Genomic DNA, 16532 nt, shown 5'->3' with positions numbered 1-16532 from the left:
CATAACGTCGCTTCCGTACAACCACGCGACGACAGGAGACCTTCCCATGCGCATCGCTCTCTTCGGCACCGGCGGAATGGCGTCCGCTCTCGGCAGCCAGTGGACCCGGCACGACCTGACCGTGTCCGGCCGCTCCCCCGCGCACGCCGCCGCCCTGGCGGCCGAACTCGGCGCTGAGGCCCTGCCGTGGGCCGACGCCGCCGCCCGCGCGGACGCCATCCTGCTGGCTGTCCCCACCACCGCGCTCGAAGCCCTGCTCACCCCGCTCGACCTGGCCGGCAAGGTCCTCGTCGACTGCACCAACACCCCCGGCGCGACCGGCGAACCGGTGGCCGCCCGGATCGCTGGATACGCCCCGGGCGCTTCGGTGGTGAAGGCGTTCAACCTCGCCCACGTGGACGTCTGGCGGATGACCCCGCCGCTGTTCGAAGGCCGCCCGCTCGGCGTCCCGCTGTGCGGCAACCCAGAGGCGGTCGCCGTGGCCACCGAACTGGTCCGCGACCTGGGCTGCACTCCACTGCCCGCGGGCGGACTGGAACGAGCCGCCCTGCTCGAAGCCGCCGCCGGACTGGCAATCGGCCTGTGGTTCGACGGTTTGGACGCGCGTTCCATGCTCATGAGCGCCTGAATCGCCCTATCCTGGCTGAGTTCCGGCATTTCCCTAGCCGCCAACGGCGTTCGGGCCCTGGACGCGCTGGGCGCTGGCGACGCACTCCGCGCCGCCAGCCGCTTCCAGCGCACGGTGAGCACCCGCAGCCCGCGCGGCACCTGGCTGGCCTGGACGGATGGAGCCGAACTCGAACACGTCGCCGGAACACCGATCGTCGGCATCGCACGGTACGAACTGCATCGGCTGTTGCGTTCGCTGCTGGTACGAAACCTGGCGCTCCGAGCCATGCCCACGTCAGTGATGGCCCGCTCGATGCTGCGCTACACCCGTTGGCAACCGCCCCACCTGAGCTGACCTCAGGGTCGAATTGGGTGGTTTCACCGGATGTCCCCCACCCCGGAAGCCAGGAAACTGGCCCAGTGACTCGGGTTTCCCCGCGATGGCGGCAGACACTGGTGTGGCTCCACGTAATCTCGTCGGTCGCGTGGATGAGCCAGGCACTCGCCCTCTTCGTGCTAACCCTGGTCCCCGGCGACAACGCGGGCCCGGCGATGACCATGGCCAAACGCCTCGACACCGTGCTGCTCGCGCCGATGGCGAACACCGCCGCCTTCACCGGCCTGCTGCTCGCCGGAGCGACCGCCTGGGGTTTCTTCCGGTATTGGTGGGTGCTGGTCAAGTTCGGCCTGACGCTCATCCAGCTGTACGCCGGGATCTTCCTGCTCTCCCCCGCGCTCACCAAGGCCGCGACGACCGCCACCCCGACCTGGCAGCAGGCCGCGGGTACCGCGCTGATGGCGAGCGGGCTGGCGTTCCAGGTCTGGATTTCGGTCGCCAAACCGTGGTCGCGCACGCCGTGGTCCGCCGCCGCCAAACCGCCGGGAGGGCCGGTCTGGATCTTCGCCGCTGGGCTCGTCGCGCCGATCATCGACACCTCGGCCGGGATCGCGCTCGGCTATCCGATGCCCGCGTTGTCGCTGCTCATGCTCGTCGTAGTGCTCGTACAGCGGCCAAAGCGCGTCGTCAGAGCTGGTTGACGTCCACGACCCGGACCACGGCGCTGCCCACCTCGTCCGACGCGCGCAGGTCCACCTCCGCGCTGATCCCCCAGTCGTGGTCGCCCGCGGGGTCGTCGAAGATCTGCCGGACCCGCCACAGGTCCGGTTCCTGCTCGATCATCAGCAAAGCCGGACCGCGCGCGTCCGGACCGATCCCGAGCGAATCGTGCTCGTCGAAGTAGTCCTCGATCGCGTCTTCCCACGCGTCCGCGTCCCAGCCGGAGGCGGAGTCCAGCGAGCCGAGTTCGTCGTACGCCCGGCGCGAGGCCAGCTCCACCCGGCGGAACAACTCGTTGCGCACCAGCACCCTGAACGCCCGCTCGTTGCGCGTGACCGCGGGCGGCTCGGGCGGCGGCCGATGCGACACCGGGCCTTCCTCGTCCGGATGCCGCAGCGCTTCCCATTCGTCCAGCAGGCTCGAGTCGACCTGGCGCACCAATTCGCCGAGCCATTCGATGAGGTCCTGCAGCGATTCGGTCTTCGCCTCGTCCGGCACCGTGTGCCGCAACGCGTCGTAGGTGTCGGCGAGGTAGCGCAGCACCAGGCCCTCGGACCGGGCGAGCTGATAAAACCCCACGTATTCCACGAAGTTCATCGCGCGCTCGTACATATCGCGCACCACGGACTTCGGCGACAGCTCGTAATCCGCCACCCACGGATGCCCGGCGCGATACGACTGGTAAGCCGCGTTGAGCAGTTCCTCCAACGGCTTCGGATACGTGACGGATTCGAGCAGTTCCATCCGCTCGTCGTATTCGATGCCGTCGGCCTTCATCGCCTGCACGGCTTCCCCGCGCGCCTTGAACTGCTGCTGCGAAAGCACCGGCCTCGGGTTGTCCACAGTGGATTCCACAATGGACACGACGTCCAGCGCGTACGAGGGCGACTCCATGTCCAGCAGTTCGATCGCGGCCAACGCGAACGGCGAAAGCGGCTGGTTCAACGCGAAATCGAACTGCAGGTCCACGGTCAGGCGGACGATACGCCCCTCGTCGTCCGGTTCGGACAGTCGTTCCACCACACCGGCGGCGAGCAGCGAACGGTAGATCTCGATCGCCCGGAGAATCAGCTTCCGCTGCGTCGGACGGTCCGAATGGTTGTCCTCCAGCAGATGCCGCATCGCGTCGAAGGCGTTGCCCGGCCGCGAGATCACGTTCAGCAGCATCGAGTGGCTGACCTGGAAGCTGGACGTGAGCGGTTCCGGATCGGCCGCGATCAGCCGGTCGAACGTGCTCTCGGTCCAGTTGACGAAACCCTCCGGCGCTTTCTTCCGGACGATCTTCTTTTTCTTCTTCGGGTCGTCGCCCGCCTTCTCCAGCGCCTTGGCGTTCTCCACCACGTGATCCGGAGCCTGCACCACCACGTAACCGTCGGTGTCGTACCCGGCCCGGCCCGCGCGTCCGGCGATCTGGTGGAACTCGCGCGCCTTCAAATGCCGCTGCCGCACGCCGTCGTACTTCGTGAGCGCCGAGAACACCACCGTCCGGATCGGCACGTTGATGCCGACGCCGAGCGTGTCCGTCCCGCAGATCACCTTCAGCAGCCCGGACTGCGCGAGCGTTTCGACCAGGCGGCGGTACTTCGGCAGCATGCCCGCGTGGTGCACGCCGATGCCGTGCCGCACGAGCCGCGAGAGCGTCTTGCCGAACCCGGCGGAGAACCGGAAGTCGCCGAGCAGATCGGCGATCGCGTCTTTCTCGGCACGAGTCGTGACGTTGATGCTCATCAGCGTCTGCGCCCGCTCGATGGCCGCGGCCTGCGAGAAATGCACGACATACACCGGCGCCTGGCCGCCGTTGAGCAGCTCCGACATCGTCTCGTGCAGCGGCGTGAGCGCGTACCGGAAGGTGAGCGGCACCGGCCGCTGCGCCGAGGTGACCACCGCGGTCGGCCGCCCGGTCCGCCGGGTCAGGTCCTTTTCGAAGAACGAAACGTCGCCGAGCGTGGCCGACATGAGCACGAACTGCGCGTTCGGCAGTTCGATGAGCGGGACCTGCCACGCCCAGCCGCGGTCCGGTTCCGAATAAAAGTGGAACTCGTCGGCGACGACCTGGCCGACCGGGGCGTCGGCGCCGTCGCGCAATGCGATGTTCGCCAAAATTTCGGCGGTGCAGCAGATGATCGGAGCATCCGCGTTGACGCTCGAATCGCCGGTCATCATGCCGACCTGGTCGGCCCCGAAGATCTCGATGAGCTGGAAGAACTTCTCCGAGACCAATGCTTTGATCGGCGCGGTGTAAAAACTGCGTTTGCCGTGGGCGAGCGCGGTGAAGTGCGCGCCGACCGCCACGAGGCTCTTGCCGGAGCCGGTCGGCGTCGACAGGATCACGTTGGCCCCGGAGACGACCTCGATCACGGCCTCCTCCTGCGCCGGGTACAACTCGATCCCCCGCTGCGCCGTCCACTCGGTGAAGGCTTCGAACAGGGCATCTGCGTCGGGATCCGCTGGCAGGAGGTCGGTGAGAGTCATCGCGGCCCCCATCGTGCCATCCCGCCCCCGGTTCCGGGTGCGGGGGAGATCGCGGGTGCTTGCCCTAACCCGTAGGCTTCCGGTACCGCGCGCTGCCGGAGGGGAACGGACAGGCGGGCGCGCACACGGGCGGTACTCGCGGAGGATTCGGCAATGGCACAGGACATCATCCCGATCGAACTCGGGCTGCCGCAGGGCGACGTGGTCACCCTCTGGGCCCCCCGATGGCGGGAGGACGGCGAGGAGTGGGAAGCGTTCCTCGGCGACGAGGACGACCTGTACGCCTTCCCGGACGCCGCGCACCTCGCCGCTTTCGTGCGCACGGCCGAGCAGCACGACCTGCTCGACCACCCGGCGTGGGACGCGGTGCCCGCGCTGAACGTGCCCGAGCTGATCCCCGACGACGACCACTCCTACGACCTCGTCGGCGTGCCCGAGCTGGTCGCCGAGGAGCCGGACTCGTGGACGATCGGCGAGCTGGCCGAGATCGTCGGCATCGTCCGTTCGCTCGCCGACGTGTGCGAGCTGGACGAGGTGCACGAGGTGCTCGACGCCTACGAGGGCTTCTCGCTGCTGGAGCAGGGACGGCTACCGTTCACCGGGCGCGAGGGCGAAGCGCTGTGGAACGACCTGTCGAAGGCCGTCTCCGAGAAGTGGGACACGGTGCTCGACGCGATCGACAACCTGGTGACCGTGCCGGACGTCGACGCCGCGGTGCTGGAGCAGACCGCCGAGGAGCTGGCCGCCTTCCACGAGGAGTCCGCCGAGGCGGAAGCCGGCGAAGAGGACGGCGGGCCGGAGGACCTCGAAGCGGTCGACGCCGACGACGAGGACGCCGAGGACCAGCCGGTCGGCTTCTGGGGCGAGGTCGGCATCGACCCGGTCAAGATCGTCACCTCCGGCGCGGAGTACTACACGCTGCGCTGCTACCTCGACGACAAGCCGGTGTTCCTCGGCACCGACGGCGAGATCGACGTGTTCAGCTCGCCGAAGGCGCTGCTCAAGGCGATCAAGGCGGGCGACGAGCTGGCCGACACCGACCTCGCCGGCGTGTCCACTTGGGACGAGGTGCGGGAGAAGGCGGCCGAGGGCGAGCTGGAGATCGAGGTCGACCCGGACAACACCTACGTCTTCCCCGGCCTCGACGAGGACATCGCCGAGGGCCCGGAGTCGATCGACCCGACCCAGCTGGAACTGGCCGTCGAGCTGATCACCGACGCCGCCGAATGGGCGGGCGACGACACCGTCGAAACCGCGCTGGCGGCCAACGAAAGCCTCGGCTGGCTGGTGTCGTTCGTGCTGCGGCCGGACCCGAGCCGGCTCGAGCCGAGCGCTCCGTTCGACGCCGAGCAGAGCGCGTGGCGCAAGCTGGTGGAGGACTTCGAGAACCGCCTCACCGTGGTCTGAACCTCTTAGAGGGCGTCGAACACGCTCTCGGCCGGGTCCCCGGCGGAGAACATCTTCCAGGCGGCGTCGGCGATCGCATCCGGATCCAGGGTGCGGCCGCCGGCGTCGCCGTATTTTTCCCGCTGGGCAACGACCATCCGGTAGATGTCGCCGCGTTCGACCAGTCCGCCGATGATGAGGCTGCCCGCGTACACGCCGGTCCCGGCCAGCCCCTCGTGCAGTGTCCGCGCGTAATTCCGCAGCGCCGCCGACGACACCGCGAGCGCGCCGAGCGCGGGCATCGGCCGCACCGCGCTGAGCCCGCCGGCGAACAGGAATCCGCCGCGGCCGCGGTCCAGCATTCCCGGCAGCAGCTTGCCGACCACCTCGATCGCCGGATACACCCAGCTCATCGCCTTCTCGACGGCGACGGGGGTCGCTTCGGTGATGTCCGTGGGAAAGCTGTCCGGTTCAATCGCGGCCGGACCGTAGTAGGCAACGTCGATGGCCCCGAATCGTTCGGCGATTTCGTCGAGCGTCGCGCCGATTCCGTCGCGGACGTCGCCGACGAATGCTTCGGCGTTCTTGAGTTCGGCCAGATAGCCCGGGTGCCGCTCAGCGGTACGCGAAACGAGCACGACGTTGTATCCCTCGTCGGCGAATCGGTGCGCCATCGACATCCCAAGGCCGGGTCCGGCTCCGAATACGACAGCGGTCGGGCGACTGGTCATGGCTTGCGTCCTTCCCCAGAGGTAAATCGAGGGTGCCCTCGACTTTGTTCGCCAAGCTACCACAAAACCCGAGGGTGCCCTCGACTTGTACGATGGGACCCATGGCCACCGGATCGAAGCCGTTGCGCGCGGACGCCGCCCGCAACCGCGACAAACTGCTGGCCGCCGCGACGCGCGCGTTCGGCGAGCACGGACTCGACGCGCCGCTGGAGCAGATCGCCCGCAGCGCCGGGGTTAGCATCGGCACGCTGTACGCGCACTTCCCGACCCGAGAAGCCTTCGTCGACGCGATCCTGCCCGCGCAAATCGCCGCGCTGGACGAGCTGGCGACCAAGGCCTTAGCGGAACCGGACCCGTGGCAGGGGTTCGCCGGGTTCCTCGACGGGCTGTTCGCCTTGCAGGCCAAGGATCACGGCCTCAATGACGCACTCGCCCGACGGATGCCCTTGAGCCCGGCCGTGCTGGAGGCGTGCCACGCCGGGTTCGCACACGCGGCGCGGGTTTTGGACCGGGCAAAGGAATCCGGTCAGCTGCGCGCGGATTTCGAGCCCGAGGATCTCGCCCCGCTGGTTTCCGCGATGTCGCAGCTGATCCACGAACCGCCCGAAACCTGGCGGCGGCATTTGGCGTTCTTCCTCGACGGCCTGCGCGCTTAGTCCTTTTCGGACTCCGCACGCACCGGCACTAAACCTATTGCCAGCAGCGGGAAAATCGCCGCCACGCAATACGCCAGCGCGTATCGGCTGTCCCCGATCACCAAGCCCAGCAACGGCGGTGTCGCTGATGCGGCGATGTTCTGCGCGGTGTTCTGCGTCCCCATCGCCCGTCCCGACCACGCGACGCCCGCCAGCTCGGCCGACGCGGTGAAGCCAAGACCGTTGTCCGCCACCGTGATCACCGCGGCCAGCACCAGCGCGGCCAACACCAGCCACAGCCAAGTCGCGTCCCCGACCGCGACCAGCAGCATCACCACCACACTCGCGACGGCGAGCTGCCGCATCGGCCGCAGCCGGCTGCCGACCCGGTCCGACCAATACCCCGACGCCAGCCGCCCGAGCGCACCGAGCACCTGAGCCACCGCGACGAACACGCCAGCCTGCGCCGCGGTCCACTGATGCTGCGACACCAGATACACCGGCGCGAACGCGGACACCGCGAACTGCGGCACGACCAACAGCGCGCTCGCGCCGTGCACGCGCCACAGCCACGGCTTGCGATACGGCGACGGCGGCCGCTCCCCTTCGCCGCACGCGGCGGCCGCGGCGGATCCACGACGAACGCCGCGACCAACAGCGCCACGCCGATCGCCAGCACGGCCGGCAGCAGCATCGCCGCCTGGAACCCCCACTGCGCGGCCAGCGGCGGCAGCCCGAGCGCCGCCACGCCGACGCCCAGCGGCTGCGCGGTCTGCCGGATCCCCATCGCGACGCCGCGCTCGGACTTCGCGAACCAGCCCATCACGACCCGGCCGCTCGCCGCGTTCACCGAAGCCGTGCACGCGCCGGCGACCAGAAACACCCCAAAGAGAAGGCCGACCGGGTGGTGCCACAGCGCGGCGTACACGAGGAGTAACCCCGAGACGCCCAGGCCGAGCGCCATGATGAGCCGCTCGCCGTAACGGTCCGCAGCCGCGCCCCAGGCGATGAGCGTGAGCAGCAGCCCGATGCTCGGCGCCGCGACGACCGTGCCCGCCTGCGCCAGCGTCAGATGGTCGGCCTCGCGCATGGCGGGCACGAGAAACGGCAGCCCGTAAAGGAACGCGCAGCTGGCGGTCTGCGCCGCGAGGCCGAGCGCGAGGATCAGCCACCGTCGCGAACTGCCTTTTTGCCGCACCTGCTCCCCGGTCTCGACCTGCGCCATTCCGTCCACCGTCTCAATATTTGAGAAGTACTTCCTACATAGTGAACGATAGTTGGCATGGCTAACGAACGCAACCGCCTTTCGGGCGGCCGCGTCCGGGAGCCGGGATTCAGCCGAGCGCCGCGTACCCGGGCTTGACGACCTTCTCGATCAACTCGAGCCGCTCGTCGAAATCGAGGAACGCGGATTTCATGGCGTTGATGGTGAACCAGCGGAAGTCGTCGAGACCGAAGCCGAACGTCTCGGCCAGCGCGGCGAATTCACTGGTCATCGTGCAGCCGCTCATCAGCCGGTTGTCGGTGTTGACGGTGACCCGGAAGCGCAGCCGGGCGAGCAGCCCGATGGGATGCTCGGCCAGCGACGGCACGGTGCCGGTCTGGACATTCGACGACGGGCAGATTTCCAGCGGGATCCGCCGGTCCCGGACGTAGGCGGCCAACCGTCCAAGATGGACATTTCCGTCGGGTCCGGTGGTGATGTCGTCGATGATCCGAACGCCGTGCCCGAGCCGTTCCGCACCGCAGTACTGGATTGCCTCGCCGATCGACGGAAGCCCGAACGCTTCGCCGGCATGAATAGTGAAGTGTGCATTGTTCCGGCGCAAATAGTCGAATGCGTCCAGATTGCGGGTGGGCGGGAATCCGTCCTCCGGTCCGGCGATGTCGAATCCGGCCACCCCGGCGTCGCGGTAGCGCACCGCCAGCTCGGCGATCTCGAGCGCGCGGGCGTGCTGGCGCATGCCGCACAGCAGGGTCCGCACCCGGATCCGGCCGCCGCCCGCGGCTACCCTCCGCATCCCCTCGGCGAAGCCCTCCTGGACCGCCTCAACCACTGCATCGAGTGACAGCCCGCGTTCCACGAACAGCTCTGGCGCGTACCGCAGCTCGGCGTAGACGACCCCGTCCGCGGCCAGGTCTTCGACCGCTTCGGCGGCAACCCTGACCAGGGCTTCCTCCGTTTGCATGACACCACACGTATGGGCGAATGTTTCGAGGTACGACACCAGCGAACCGGAGTCGGCGGCGGCGCGGAACCAGCGGCCGAGTTCCTCCGGATCCGTCGCGGGAAGTTCCCGGTAGCCGAGATCCTCGGCGAGTTCGGCGACCGTGGCCGGGCGCAAGCCGCCGTCGAGGTGATCGTGGAGCAGGACCTTGGGGGCGCGGCGCAGGATCTCCGCGCCGAGCGGGGTTACGTCCGACATCCTCCAACGGTAGCCTCGCTGTCATTCCCCTACCTGGCCGTAACCGAGCGCACCGGAGCAACCCTCTGCTCAGCACTGTGCGCAAGGAATCGGCCATCCGGGTGGCACGGCCGTTATCCGCGTTCCCCGGGGGCCATACGCACAGCAATTTTCTTCATCGATAAGCTCGGGTCAGTCCCTTCCATTTTTCCCCGCCGACGAAGGACACCGCAGTGACCACTGACAACCACATTGCCGCTCCGTCGTTCGACCGGATGCGCAACATGCTGGTGCGCGCGGCCGAGGTTCGTGAGAGCGAGCAGCAGCAGATCTTCGACGCGCTCGACGACATCTACGCCCGCCTCGCGCCGGTGGACTCCCTGGGCGCGGTGCGCAAGCGGCTGTCGGAACTGCCGGACCGGACCGAGGTCGGGGTGCTGGCGGAACGCCTCGACGAGGCGATGACGCGGCTGGAGTCGCAGGACAACGCGATCGCCGCGCTCACGCACGCGGTGGAGAGCATCGTCGACAAGCTGGCGAAGCCCTTCGCCCAGCTGGACGGACGCCTCGACGGCGTGGCGGCCCGGTTCGAGGGCGTCGCCGGCCGGATGGACGGGCTCGAGGACAAGCTGCAGAACATCCACCGCCGCCTCGACGAGCTGGGCGGGCACCTGGACAAGCAGGACGCGAAGCTCGAATCGCTGCCGCAGGCCACCCAGGGCCCGATCCGTGACCGGATCGAGATGGCCGAGACCTCGCTGCGCGAGCGGATCGAGACCACGGACCAGGAACTGCGCTCCCGCGTCGACGAACTGGACCGCGCGACGAAGGAGCGGATCACCACCGCGACCGACGCGCTGAAGAGCGCCGTGTCCGACACCGGCGAGATGATCGACCCGGCCGCCCGGCTCGACGCGGTGGGCACGAAGCTCGAAACGATCACCCAGCGTCTCGACGACCTGTCCGGCCGCATCGACAAGGTCGAGGACGACGTCACCGGCCGCATCGGCGACCTGGACGGCTCGCTGCGCAGCGGCCTGTCGAAGGTCGAGGGCACGCTGTCGAAGCAGCCGGACACCGACTCGGTCGACTCGCTGGTGCGCCGCAGCAACGACGAATCCGTCCGCCGCATCGGCGGCCAGCTGGACGAAGCGATGGCGACCTTCGCGGAACTGATGCTCGGCGGAGGCCCGGCGGTACAGCAGATCGCCCCGCCGCCGCCCGCCCCGCGCCAGCCCCGCCGCAGCTCCCGCAACGGCCGGTCCCCGAAGGCCGCCGACGCGAAGGCGAAGGCCGGCAGCGACGCGGACGAGTCGTCTGACTGAAGCTGAATAGACCGAAGCCCCCGTCCAGGATCTGGACGGGGGCTTCGTCGTTTCAAAGTCACCAACCGGGCCGAGCCCACCCCCACCCTCCACGGGGGGCGGCCCATGCCCAGTCTACCGGCGCCACCCGGCGAAACCGGCGCGTCGAGCGTGCCGAGGACGACTGCTCCACAACTAAGACGAGGTGTGGACAACCTGGCCCGGAAAGCAAGTCCGGTCAGCGAAGGCCGACGTCAGGGCCGAACGGTGTCCAGCACAATCTCCCGCGAAAGATCCGCCCCCGAAGAACCCACCGAGAACCCGCCCTCCAACGCAGCGAGAGCCGCCGGGATCGCCTCCGGGGTATCCGTGTGCAGCTCCAGCAACGGCTCCCCCGCCACCACCGCGTCCCCAGGCTTCGCGAGGCACAACACCCCAGCCGCGGCCTGCACCGGATCTTCCTTCCGCGCCCGACCAGCCCCGAGCCGCCAAGCCGCGACGCCCACCGCGTAGGCGTCCAGCGAAGTCAGCACCCCCGAAGCAGGTGCCGGGACGACGTGCACCGAAGCCGGACGCGGCAACGGCGCCGAAGGATCCCCACCCTGCGCCGAGATCATCCGAGCCCACACCTCGTAAGCCTCACCAGACGCCAGCACCGCGGCCGGGTCAGCGGAAATACCCGCCAGAGCAAGCATTTCCCGAGCCAGCGCCACCGTCAGTGAAACCACGTCAGCCGGGCCGCCGCCGCGAAGGACCTCGACCGCCTCGGCGACCTCCACCGCGTTCCCGACCGCCCGCCCGAGCGGCGTGCTCATGTCGGTGATCAACGCCGTGCAAGCGACCCCGTGCGCCGTGCCGATGTCCACGAGAGTGCGCGCCAGGCGCTGCGCGTCCGGCACGGTCTTCATGAACGCCCCGGAACCAGCCTTAACGTCCAGCACCAGCCCCGAAGCGCCTTCGGCGATCTTCTTGCTCATGATCGAGCTGGCGATCAACGGCACCGACTCGACCGTCGACGTGACATCCCGCAGTGCGTAAAGCTTCTTGTCCGCCGGAGCCAATCCCTCGGTCGCCGCGCAGACCACCGCGCCCACCGAATTCAGTTGCGCCGCGATCTCGTCCAACGACAAAGCCGCGCGCCAGCCGGGGATCGACTCCAGTTTGTCCAGCGTCCCGCCGGTGTGGCCGAGCCCGCGACCGGACAGCTGCGGCACCGCGGCCCCGCACGCGGCGACGAGCGGAGCCAGCGGCAAGGTGATCTTGTCGCCGACCCCGCCGGTCGAATGCTTGTCCACGGTCGGGCGCGCGACGTCCAGCGACAGCCGCGAACCCGAGTCGATCATCGCGCCGGTCCAGCGCGCGATCTCGCCGTCGTCCATGCCACGCAAGAAAATCGCCATGGCCAGCGCGGCCATCTGCTCTTCCGCGACCGCCCCGCGGGTGTACGCGTCAACGACCCAGTCGATCTGCTCGTCGCTCAGCCGTCCACCGTCGCGCTTGGCCCGAATGACGTCTACCGCAGCGAAAGTCACGGCAAATCCTCCGGACCGAACGCGTCCGGCAGCACCTCCGACATCGGCAGCACCCCGCGCGGAGTGTCGACCAGGCAAGAAGAACCGCCAAGCTCGAACAGAATCTGCCGGCACCGTCCACAAGGCATCAACAGCTCGCCCGCACCGCTGCGGCAAGCCACCGCGACCAAACGGCCGCCGCCGGACAGTCGCAATTGACCGGCCATTGTGCACTCAGCGCACAAACCCAAGCCGTACGAAGCGTTTTCGACATTGCACCCGGTCACCTGGCGACCATCGTCCACAATGGCCGCGACGCCGACGTGCAATCCCGAATAAGGCGCATAAGCGTGCGAGGCGGCCGAAACCGCCGCCGCGCGCAAAGCTTCCCAGTCCACTTCGGACATCAGTCGCCCTCACCTCGCCGATACTGCGCACCATCCGCCTTGGGCGGCCGAAGTCGTTGCGACGCAACGGCTAGCACGATCAGCGTCACGAAGTGCGCGGTGTACGGGATCAAGTCGCTCGGCAGCGTGTCGTTGGTCCAGTAGATCGCGTACAGAATGCCAGCGCCGACCACGCCGAGCGCGGCCGCGATCCAGCGCTTCCGGATCAGCTGCACGATCACGATGATCGCCAGCAGAATCACCGCGCCGTACAGCAACGCCAGCACCGCGTCGCCGCCACCGGCGAGCTGCAGACCGTCGGAGTACCCGAACAGCGCGGCACCGCCGAGCAGCCCGCCCGGCCGCCAGTTGCCGAAAATCATCGCGGCCAGACCGATGTACCCGCGGCCGTTGGTCTGGTTCTCCAGGTAATCCGCACCGCCCTTGAGCAGCACCAGCGAGGCACCACCCATGCCGGCGAAACCACCGGAGATCAGCACGCCGACGTACTTGTAGCGATAAACATTCACCCCGAGCGACTCGGCCGCGACCGGGTTCTCGCCGCACGAACGCAGCCGCAGGCCGAACCGAGTGCGCCACAGAACCCAGTAGCTCACCGGGATCAGCACGATCGCGATCATGGTCAGCGGCGCAACCCCGGTCACCAGCCCGCGCAGAATGCCCGCGACGTCCGAGAGCCCGACGCGCTGCTGGTCCTCCAGCGAACCCAGCCAGTCCGACAGTCCGGCCGCCGAGTACGTGTCGAACTTCGGCACCGGCGGCGACTGACGCGGGTTCCCCGACAGCGGCTCGAAAATCAGGTTCGCCAGATACTTCGCGACACCGAGGCCCAACAGGTTGATCGCGACACCGGAGACGATGTGGTTGACGTTGAACGTCACCGTCGCCACCGCGTGCAGCAGCCCGCCCAGCGCGCCGAACGCGATCGCGGCCAGCAGGCCGACCCACGCGCCGCCGTAATACGCACCCCAGGCCGCGCCCCAGGTGCCGAGGATCATCATGCCTTCGAGGCCGATGTTGATCACGCCCACGCGCTCGGCCCACAGCCCGCCCAGCGCACACAACAGGATCGGCAGCGCCAGCCGCAGCGCGGTCGACGCGGTGTTGCTCGACGTCAGCGCCGAAACGCCGGTGGCGTACGACGCGGTGGACATGACCGCGATCGCGACCACGGCCCAGATCACGCCGCGCAGCCAGCCGGGGATCCGCTGCCGCTTGCGCTTGACCGGCATCGGCGTCCCGGACTCCGGTCCCGGCCGGGAGAACTCCGTCGTGGTGGTCACACCGCACCGCCTTCCGCGACCGAGGCGCCCTTGCGGCCGTTGCCGGCGAGCGCCCTGCCGACCCTTCGCTGTTCAGCGGCGAGGTCGGCCCGGCGCACGATCTCGTACGCCACGACGACCGAGAGCACGATGATGCCCTGCATGATCGTCGCGATTTCCTTGGACACGTTGATCTGCTCCAGCGACACCGCCGAGGTGTCCAGGAACGCCCACAGCAGCGCGCCGAACGCGATGCCGCCGGGGTGGTTACGGCCGAGCAGCGCGACCGCGATGCCGGTGAAGCCGTACATCTGGGTCGCGGTGATGCCGTAGGAGTAGTCGCGGCCGAGCAGTTCCGGCATGGCGACCAGCCCGGCTACCGCACCGGACAGCAGCATCGCGATGAGCGTCATCTTCTTCGCGCTCACGCCACCGGCCGCGGCGGCCGTCGCGGACTCGCCGCTGGCCTTCAGCTCGAAGCCGAACCTGGTGCGGTTCAGCATGAACCAGTACGCGCCGCCGATCACGATCGCGATGAACACGAACCCGAACAGCGTGCCCGACCCGATCGGGATGCCCGGGATCCGGCCGGACGGCGCGATCACCCTGGTCCCGATGTTGTTGCCGGTCTGCACGCCGAACTGGTCGGCGTTGATGAGGAACGCGATGATGCCGGCGACGATAGAGTTCAGCATGATCGTCGAGATGACCTCGCTGACGCCGCGGGTCACCTTCAGCACCGCCGGGATCGTCGCGTACAGCGCACCGGAAACGATGGCCACCAGCAGGATCACGATGGTGTGCAGGACCGGCGGCAGCTGCAGCGCGCCGCCGATGATCGCGGCGACCACCGCGGCGAACCGGTACTGCCCCTCGACGCCGATGTTGAACAGGTTCATCTGGAACCCGATGGCCACGGCGAGGCCGGACAGGTAGTAGACCGTCGCGAGGTTCACCGTGTCGACCGCGGTGGAACCCTTGAACAGCTGGCCGATCATCGTCCCGTACGCCTGCAGCGGATCGGCGCCGGAGATGACGAGCGCGATCGCGGACAGGATCACTGCGAACGCGATCGCGAGCAGCGGCGGCAACAGCCGCGTGCGCCACGAACTCATGAGTTTTCACCTTCTTCGGCGCCGGTCATGGCGGAACCGAGTTCCTGCGGGGTGACGGTCGCGGGGTTCGCCTCGCTCACGAGCCGCCCGCGCAGCATCACGCGAATGGTGTCGGACAGCCCGATCAGCTCGTCGAGGTCCGCGGAAATCAGCAGCACGGCGAGACCGTCGGCACGCGCCTGCCTGATCTGTTCCCAGATCAGCGCCTGCGCGCCGACGTCGACACCGCGCGTCGGGTGCGAAGCGATCAGCAGCACCGGGTTCCCGGACAGCTCGCGGCCGACGATCAGCTTCTGCTGATTACCGCCGGAAAGCGCGGCGGCCGGAACGTCGATCCCGGGCGTGCGGACGTCGTACTCGCGCACGATCCGCTCGGTGTCCTCGCGCGCGCCCGCGATGTTGAGCAGCTGCCCGCCGGACACCGGCTCGCGCGTCTGGTACCCGAGAATCCGGTTGACCCACAACGGTTGCGTGAGCAGCAGGCTGTGCCGCGTGCGGTCCTCGGCGATGTACCCGATGCCCGCCTCGCGCCGGGCGAGCGTGCCCAGCTTGACCAGGTCGTGCGTCTCGCCGTCCGGCGGAGTCAGCTCGATGTGGCCGCCGCTCGCCTTGCGCATCCCCATGATCGTCTCGACCAGCTCGGTCTGGCCGTTGCCCTCGACGCCCGCGATGCCGAGCACCTCGCCCGCGTGCACGGTGAAGGAGATGTGGTCGAGCACGTTGCGCTCGGAACCTTCGGCGGACAGCCGCAGCTCGCGCACCTGCAGGACCTCGCGGTCGGTCACCGTCGACTCGCGCGTCTCCGGGCTCGGCAGCTCCGACCCGACCATCATCTCGGCCAGCTCGCGGCTGGTGATCTTCTTCGGATCCGCGGTGCCGACCGTGGTGCCGCGCCGGATCACGGTGACCGTGTCGGCGATCGCGCGCACCTCGTCGAGCTTGTGCGAGATAAAGAGGAAGGTGTAGCCGTCGGCCTGCATCTCGCGGACGGTGGCGAACAGCGCGTCCACCTCCTGCGGCACGAGCACGGCGGTCGGCTCGTCGAGGATGATGATTTTCGCGCCGCGGTAAAGGACCTTCACGATCTCGACGCGCTGGCGGTCGGCGACGCCGAGTTCCTCCAGCAGCGTGTCCGGTTTCGCGTGCAGCCCGGTCCGCTTCGACAGCTCCTGCAGCCGCGCCCGCGCCGCGCGGCCGATGCCGTGCAGCGCCTCGCCGCCGAGGAACACGTTTTCCGCGACGGTCAGGTTGTCGGCGAGCATGAAGTGCTGGTGCACCATGCCGATCCCGGCGCGGATGGCGTCCTGCGGGTTGCGCAGCTTCACCTCGGTGCCGTTGATGGCGATGGCACCCTCGTCGGGCTGCTGCATCCCGTACAGGATTTTCATCAGGGTCGACTTGCCCGCGCCGTTCTCGCCGCACAGCGCGTGCACCTCGCCCGCCGCGACGGTGAGGTTGACGTCGGAGTTCGCGACCACGCCGGGGAACCGCTTGGTGATCCCGGTCAGCTGGACGGCCGGCACGCCCCGGTCGGGGACGGCTTCGGCCTCGATCTCGGTCATCGGAGGGGACATCCCGTTCTGTCGAAACGCGTGAGGGCCCGGAAGGAAGATCCTTCCGAGCCCTGCCACGTCGTGA

Annotated in this window: 14 protein-coding genes and 1 pseudogene; 6 read left to right on the top strand and 9 right to left on the bottom strand. The window is 68.6% G+C overall.

Annotation, left to right across the window (positions count from 1 at the left end):
* Positions 1–46 precede the first annotated feature (46 nt).
* The 3 genes from RPX00_RS18075 to RPX00_RS18065 all read left to right on the top strand — a co-directional run bounded on the left by RPX00_RS18075 (position 47) and on the right by RPX00_RS18065 (position 1647).
* The gene (locus tag RPX00_RS18075) at positions 47–628 is read left to right on the top strand and encodes an NAD(P)-binding domain-containing protein (RefSeq protein WP_406640789.1); all 582 of its coding nucleotides are present in this window, start codon (positions 47–49) and stop codon (positions 626–628) included.
* Between the two features lie 114 nt (positions 629–742).
* Positions 743–964: a hypothetical protein gene (locus tag RPX00_RS18070; protein ID WP_406640788.1), complete on the top strand. Its 222-nt coding sequence runs from the start codon at positions 743–745 to the stop codon at positions 962–964.
* 65 nt (positions 965–1029) lie between these two features.
* Positions 1030–1647 (top strand): hypothetical protein, encoded by a 618-nt coding sequence (locus RPX00_RS18065; protein WP_406640787.1) that lies wholly within the window; start codon positions 1030–1032, stop codon positions 1645–1647.
* Here the strand turns inward: RPX00_RS18065 and RPX00_RS18060 are convergent.
* Entirely contained in the window at positions 1634–4138 is a 2505-nt protein-coding gene (locus RPX00_RS18060) for a DEAD/DEAH box helicase (protein WP_406640785.1), read from the bottom strand. The two genes, RPX00_RS18065 and RPX00_RS18060, sit on opposite strands and share 14 nt — an antisense overlap.
* 153 nt (positions 4139–4291) lie before the next feature.
* On the opposite strand from RPX00_RS18060, the gene RPX00_RS18055 reads away from it, so the two are divergent.
* The gene (locus tag RPX00_RS18055) at positions 4292–5545 is read left to right on the top strand and encodes a primosomal protein (RefSeq protein WP_406640784.1); all 1254 of its coding nucleotides are present in this window, start codon (positions 4292–4294) and stop codon (positions 5543–5545) included.
* Between the two features lie 5 nt (positions 5546–5550).
* Here RPX00_RS18055 and RPX00_RS18050 read toward each other — a convergent pair whose 3' ends face one another.
* Complete coding sequence (locus RPX00_RS18050) at positions 5551–6255, bottom strand: SDR family NAD(P)-dependent oxidoreductase (protein ID WP_406640782.1); 705 nt, start codon at positions 6253–6255, stop codon at positions 5551–5553.
* Between the two features lie 101 nt (positions 6256–6356).
* On the opposite strand from RPX00_RS18050, the gene RPX00_RS18045 reads away from it, so the two are divergent.
* A complete protein-coding gene (locus RPX00_RS18045; RefSeq protein ID WP_406640781.1) occupies positions 6357–6911 on the top strand; it encodes a TetR/AcrR family transcriptional regulator in 555 nt (184 codons plus the stop codon).
* Here RPX00_RS18045 and RPX00_RS18040 read toward each other — a convergent pair.
* Together RPX00_RS18040 and RPX00_RS18035 are read right to left on the bottom strand one after the other, a co-directional pair.
* Positions 6908–8115: pseudogene (locus RPX00_RS18040) on the bottom strand (MFS transporter). The gene RPX00_RS18045 and the pseudogene RPX00_RS18040 overlap by 4 nt on opposite strands.
* Before the next feature lie 109 nt (positions 8116–8224).
* Complete coding sequence (locus RPX00_RS18035) at positions 8225–9316, bottom strand: adenosine deaminase (protein ID WP_406640779.1); 1092 nt, start codon at positions 9314–9316, stop codon at positions 8225–8227.
* 212 nt (positions 9317–9528) lie between these two features.
* On the opposite strand from RPX00_RS18035, the gene RPX00_RS18030 reads away from it, so the two are divergent.
* A complete protein-coding gene (locus RPX00_RS18030) occupies positions 9529–10620 on the top strand; it encodes a PA containing protein (protein WP_406640778.1) in 1092 nt (363 codons plus the stop codon).
* Positions 10621–10853: 233 nt separating this feature from the next.
* On the opposite strand, the gene RPX00_RS18025 is transcribed toward RPX00_RS18030, so the two are convergent.
* Genes RPX00_RS18025 through RPX00_RS18005 form a run of 5 tightly spaced genes read right to left on the bottom strand, consistent with a single transcriptional unit; the run spans position 10854 to position 16456 of the window.
* The gene (locus tag RPX00_RS18025) at positions 10854–12131 is read right to left on the bottom strand and encodes a thymidine phosphorylase (RefSeq protein WP_406640777.1); all 1278 of its coding nucleotides are present in this window, start codon (positions 12129–12131) and stop codon (positions 10854–10856) included.
* Positions 12128–12517: a cytidine deaminase gene (locus RPX00_RS18020; RefSeq protein WP_009072565.1), complete on the bottom strand. Its 390-nt coding sequence runs from the start codon at positions 12515–12517 to the stop codon at positions 12128–12130. The genes RPX00_RS18025 and RPX00_RS18020 overlap by 4 nt, the downstream gene beginning before the upstream one ends.
* Positions 12517–13749, bottom strand: coding sequence for an ABC transporter permease (locus tag RPX00_RS18015; RefSeq protein WP_406642974.1), 1233 nt, complete (start codon positions 13747–13749; stop codon positions 12517–12519). The genes RPX00_RS18020 and RPX00_RS18015 overlap by 1 nt, the downstream gene beginning before the upstream one ends.
* Positions 13750–13796: 47 nt before the next feature.
* Positions 13797–14894: an ABC transporter permease gene (locus RPX00_RS18010; RefSeq protein ID WP_406640775.1), complete on the bottom strand. Its 1098-nt coding sequence runs from the start codon at positions 14892–14894 to the stop codon at positions 13797–13799.
* Positions 14891–16456, bottom strand: coding sequence for an ABC transporter ATP-binding protein (locus tag RPX00_RS18005; RefSeq protein ID WP_406640773.1), 1566 nt, complete (start codon positions 16454–16456; stop codon positions 14891–14893). Before RPX00_RS18005 ends, RPX00_RS18010 begins: the two co-directional genes overlap by 4 nt.
* Positions 16457–16532 lie beyond the last annotated feature (76 nt).

The organism is Amycolatopsis sp. WGS_07, assembly GCF_045278895.1.
Classification (GTDB): Bacteria; Actinomycetota; Actinomycetes; order Mycobacteriales; family Pseudonocardiaceae; genus Amycolatopsis.
This window is presented reverse-complemented; position numbering and strand designations above follow the sequence as displayed.

Excerpts from the sequence above, each read along its gene's own strand:
- RPX00_RS18075 (WP_406640789.1), top strand. The coding sequence starts at position 47 with ATGCGCATCGCTCTCTTCGGCACCGGCGGAATGGCGTCCGCTCTCGGC.
- RPX00_RS18060 (WP_406640785.1), bottom strand. The coding sequence starts at position 4,138 with ATGACTCTCACCGACCTCCTGCCAGCGGATCCCGACGCAGATGCCCTG.
- RPX00_RS18055 (WP_406640784.1), top strand. The coding sequence starts at position 4,292 with ATGGCACAGGACATCATCCCGATCGAACTCGGGCTGCCGCAGGGCGAC.
- RPX00_RS18050 (WP_406640782.1), bottom strand. The coding sequence starts at position 6,255 with ATGACCAGTCGCCCGACCGCTGTCGTATTCGGAGCCGGACCCGGCCTT.
- RPX00_RS18045 (WP_406640781.1), top strand. The coding sequence starts at position 6,357 with ATGGCCACCGGATCGAAGCCGTTGCGCGCGGACGCCGCCCGCAACCGC.
- RPX00_RS18035 (WP_406640779.1), bottom strand. The coding sequence starts at position 9,316 with ATGTCGGACGTAACCCCGCTCGGCGCGGAGATCCTGCGCCGCGCCCCC.
- RPX00_RS18020 (WP_009072565.1), bottom strand. The coding sequence starts at position 12,517 with ATGTCCGAAGTGGACTGGGAAGCTTTGCGCGCGGCGGCGGTTTCGGCC.
- RPX00_RS18015 (WP_406642974.1), bottom strand. The coding sequence starts at position 13,749 with ATGCCGGTCAAGCGCAAGCGGCAGCGGATCCCCGGCTGGCTGCGCGGC.
- RPX00_RS18010 (WP_406640775.1), bottom strand. The coding sequence starts at position 14,894 with ATGAGTTCGTGGCGCACGCGGCTGTTGCCGCCGCTGCTCGCGATCGCG.
- RPX00_RS18005 (WP_406640773.1), bottom strand. The coding sequence starts at position 16,456 with ATGACCGAGATCGAGGCCGAAGCCGTCCCCGACCGGGGCGTGCCGGCC.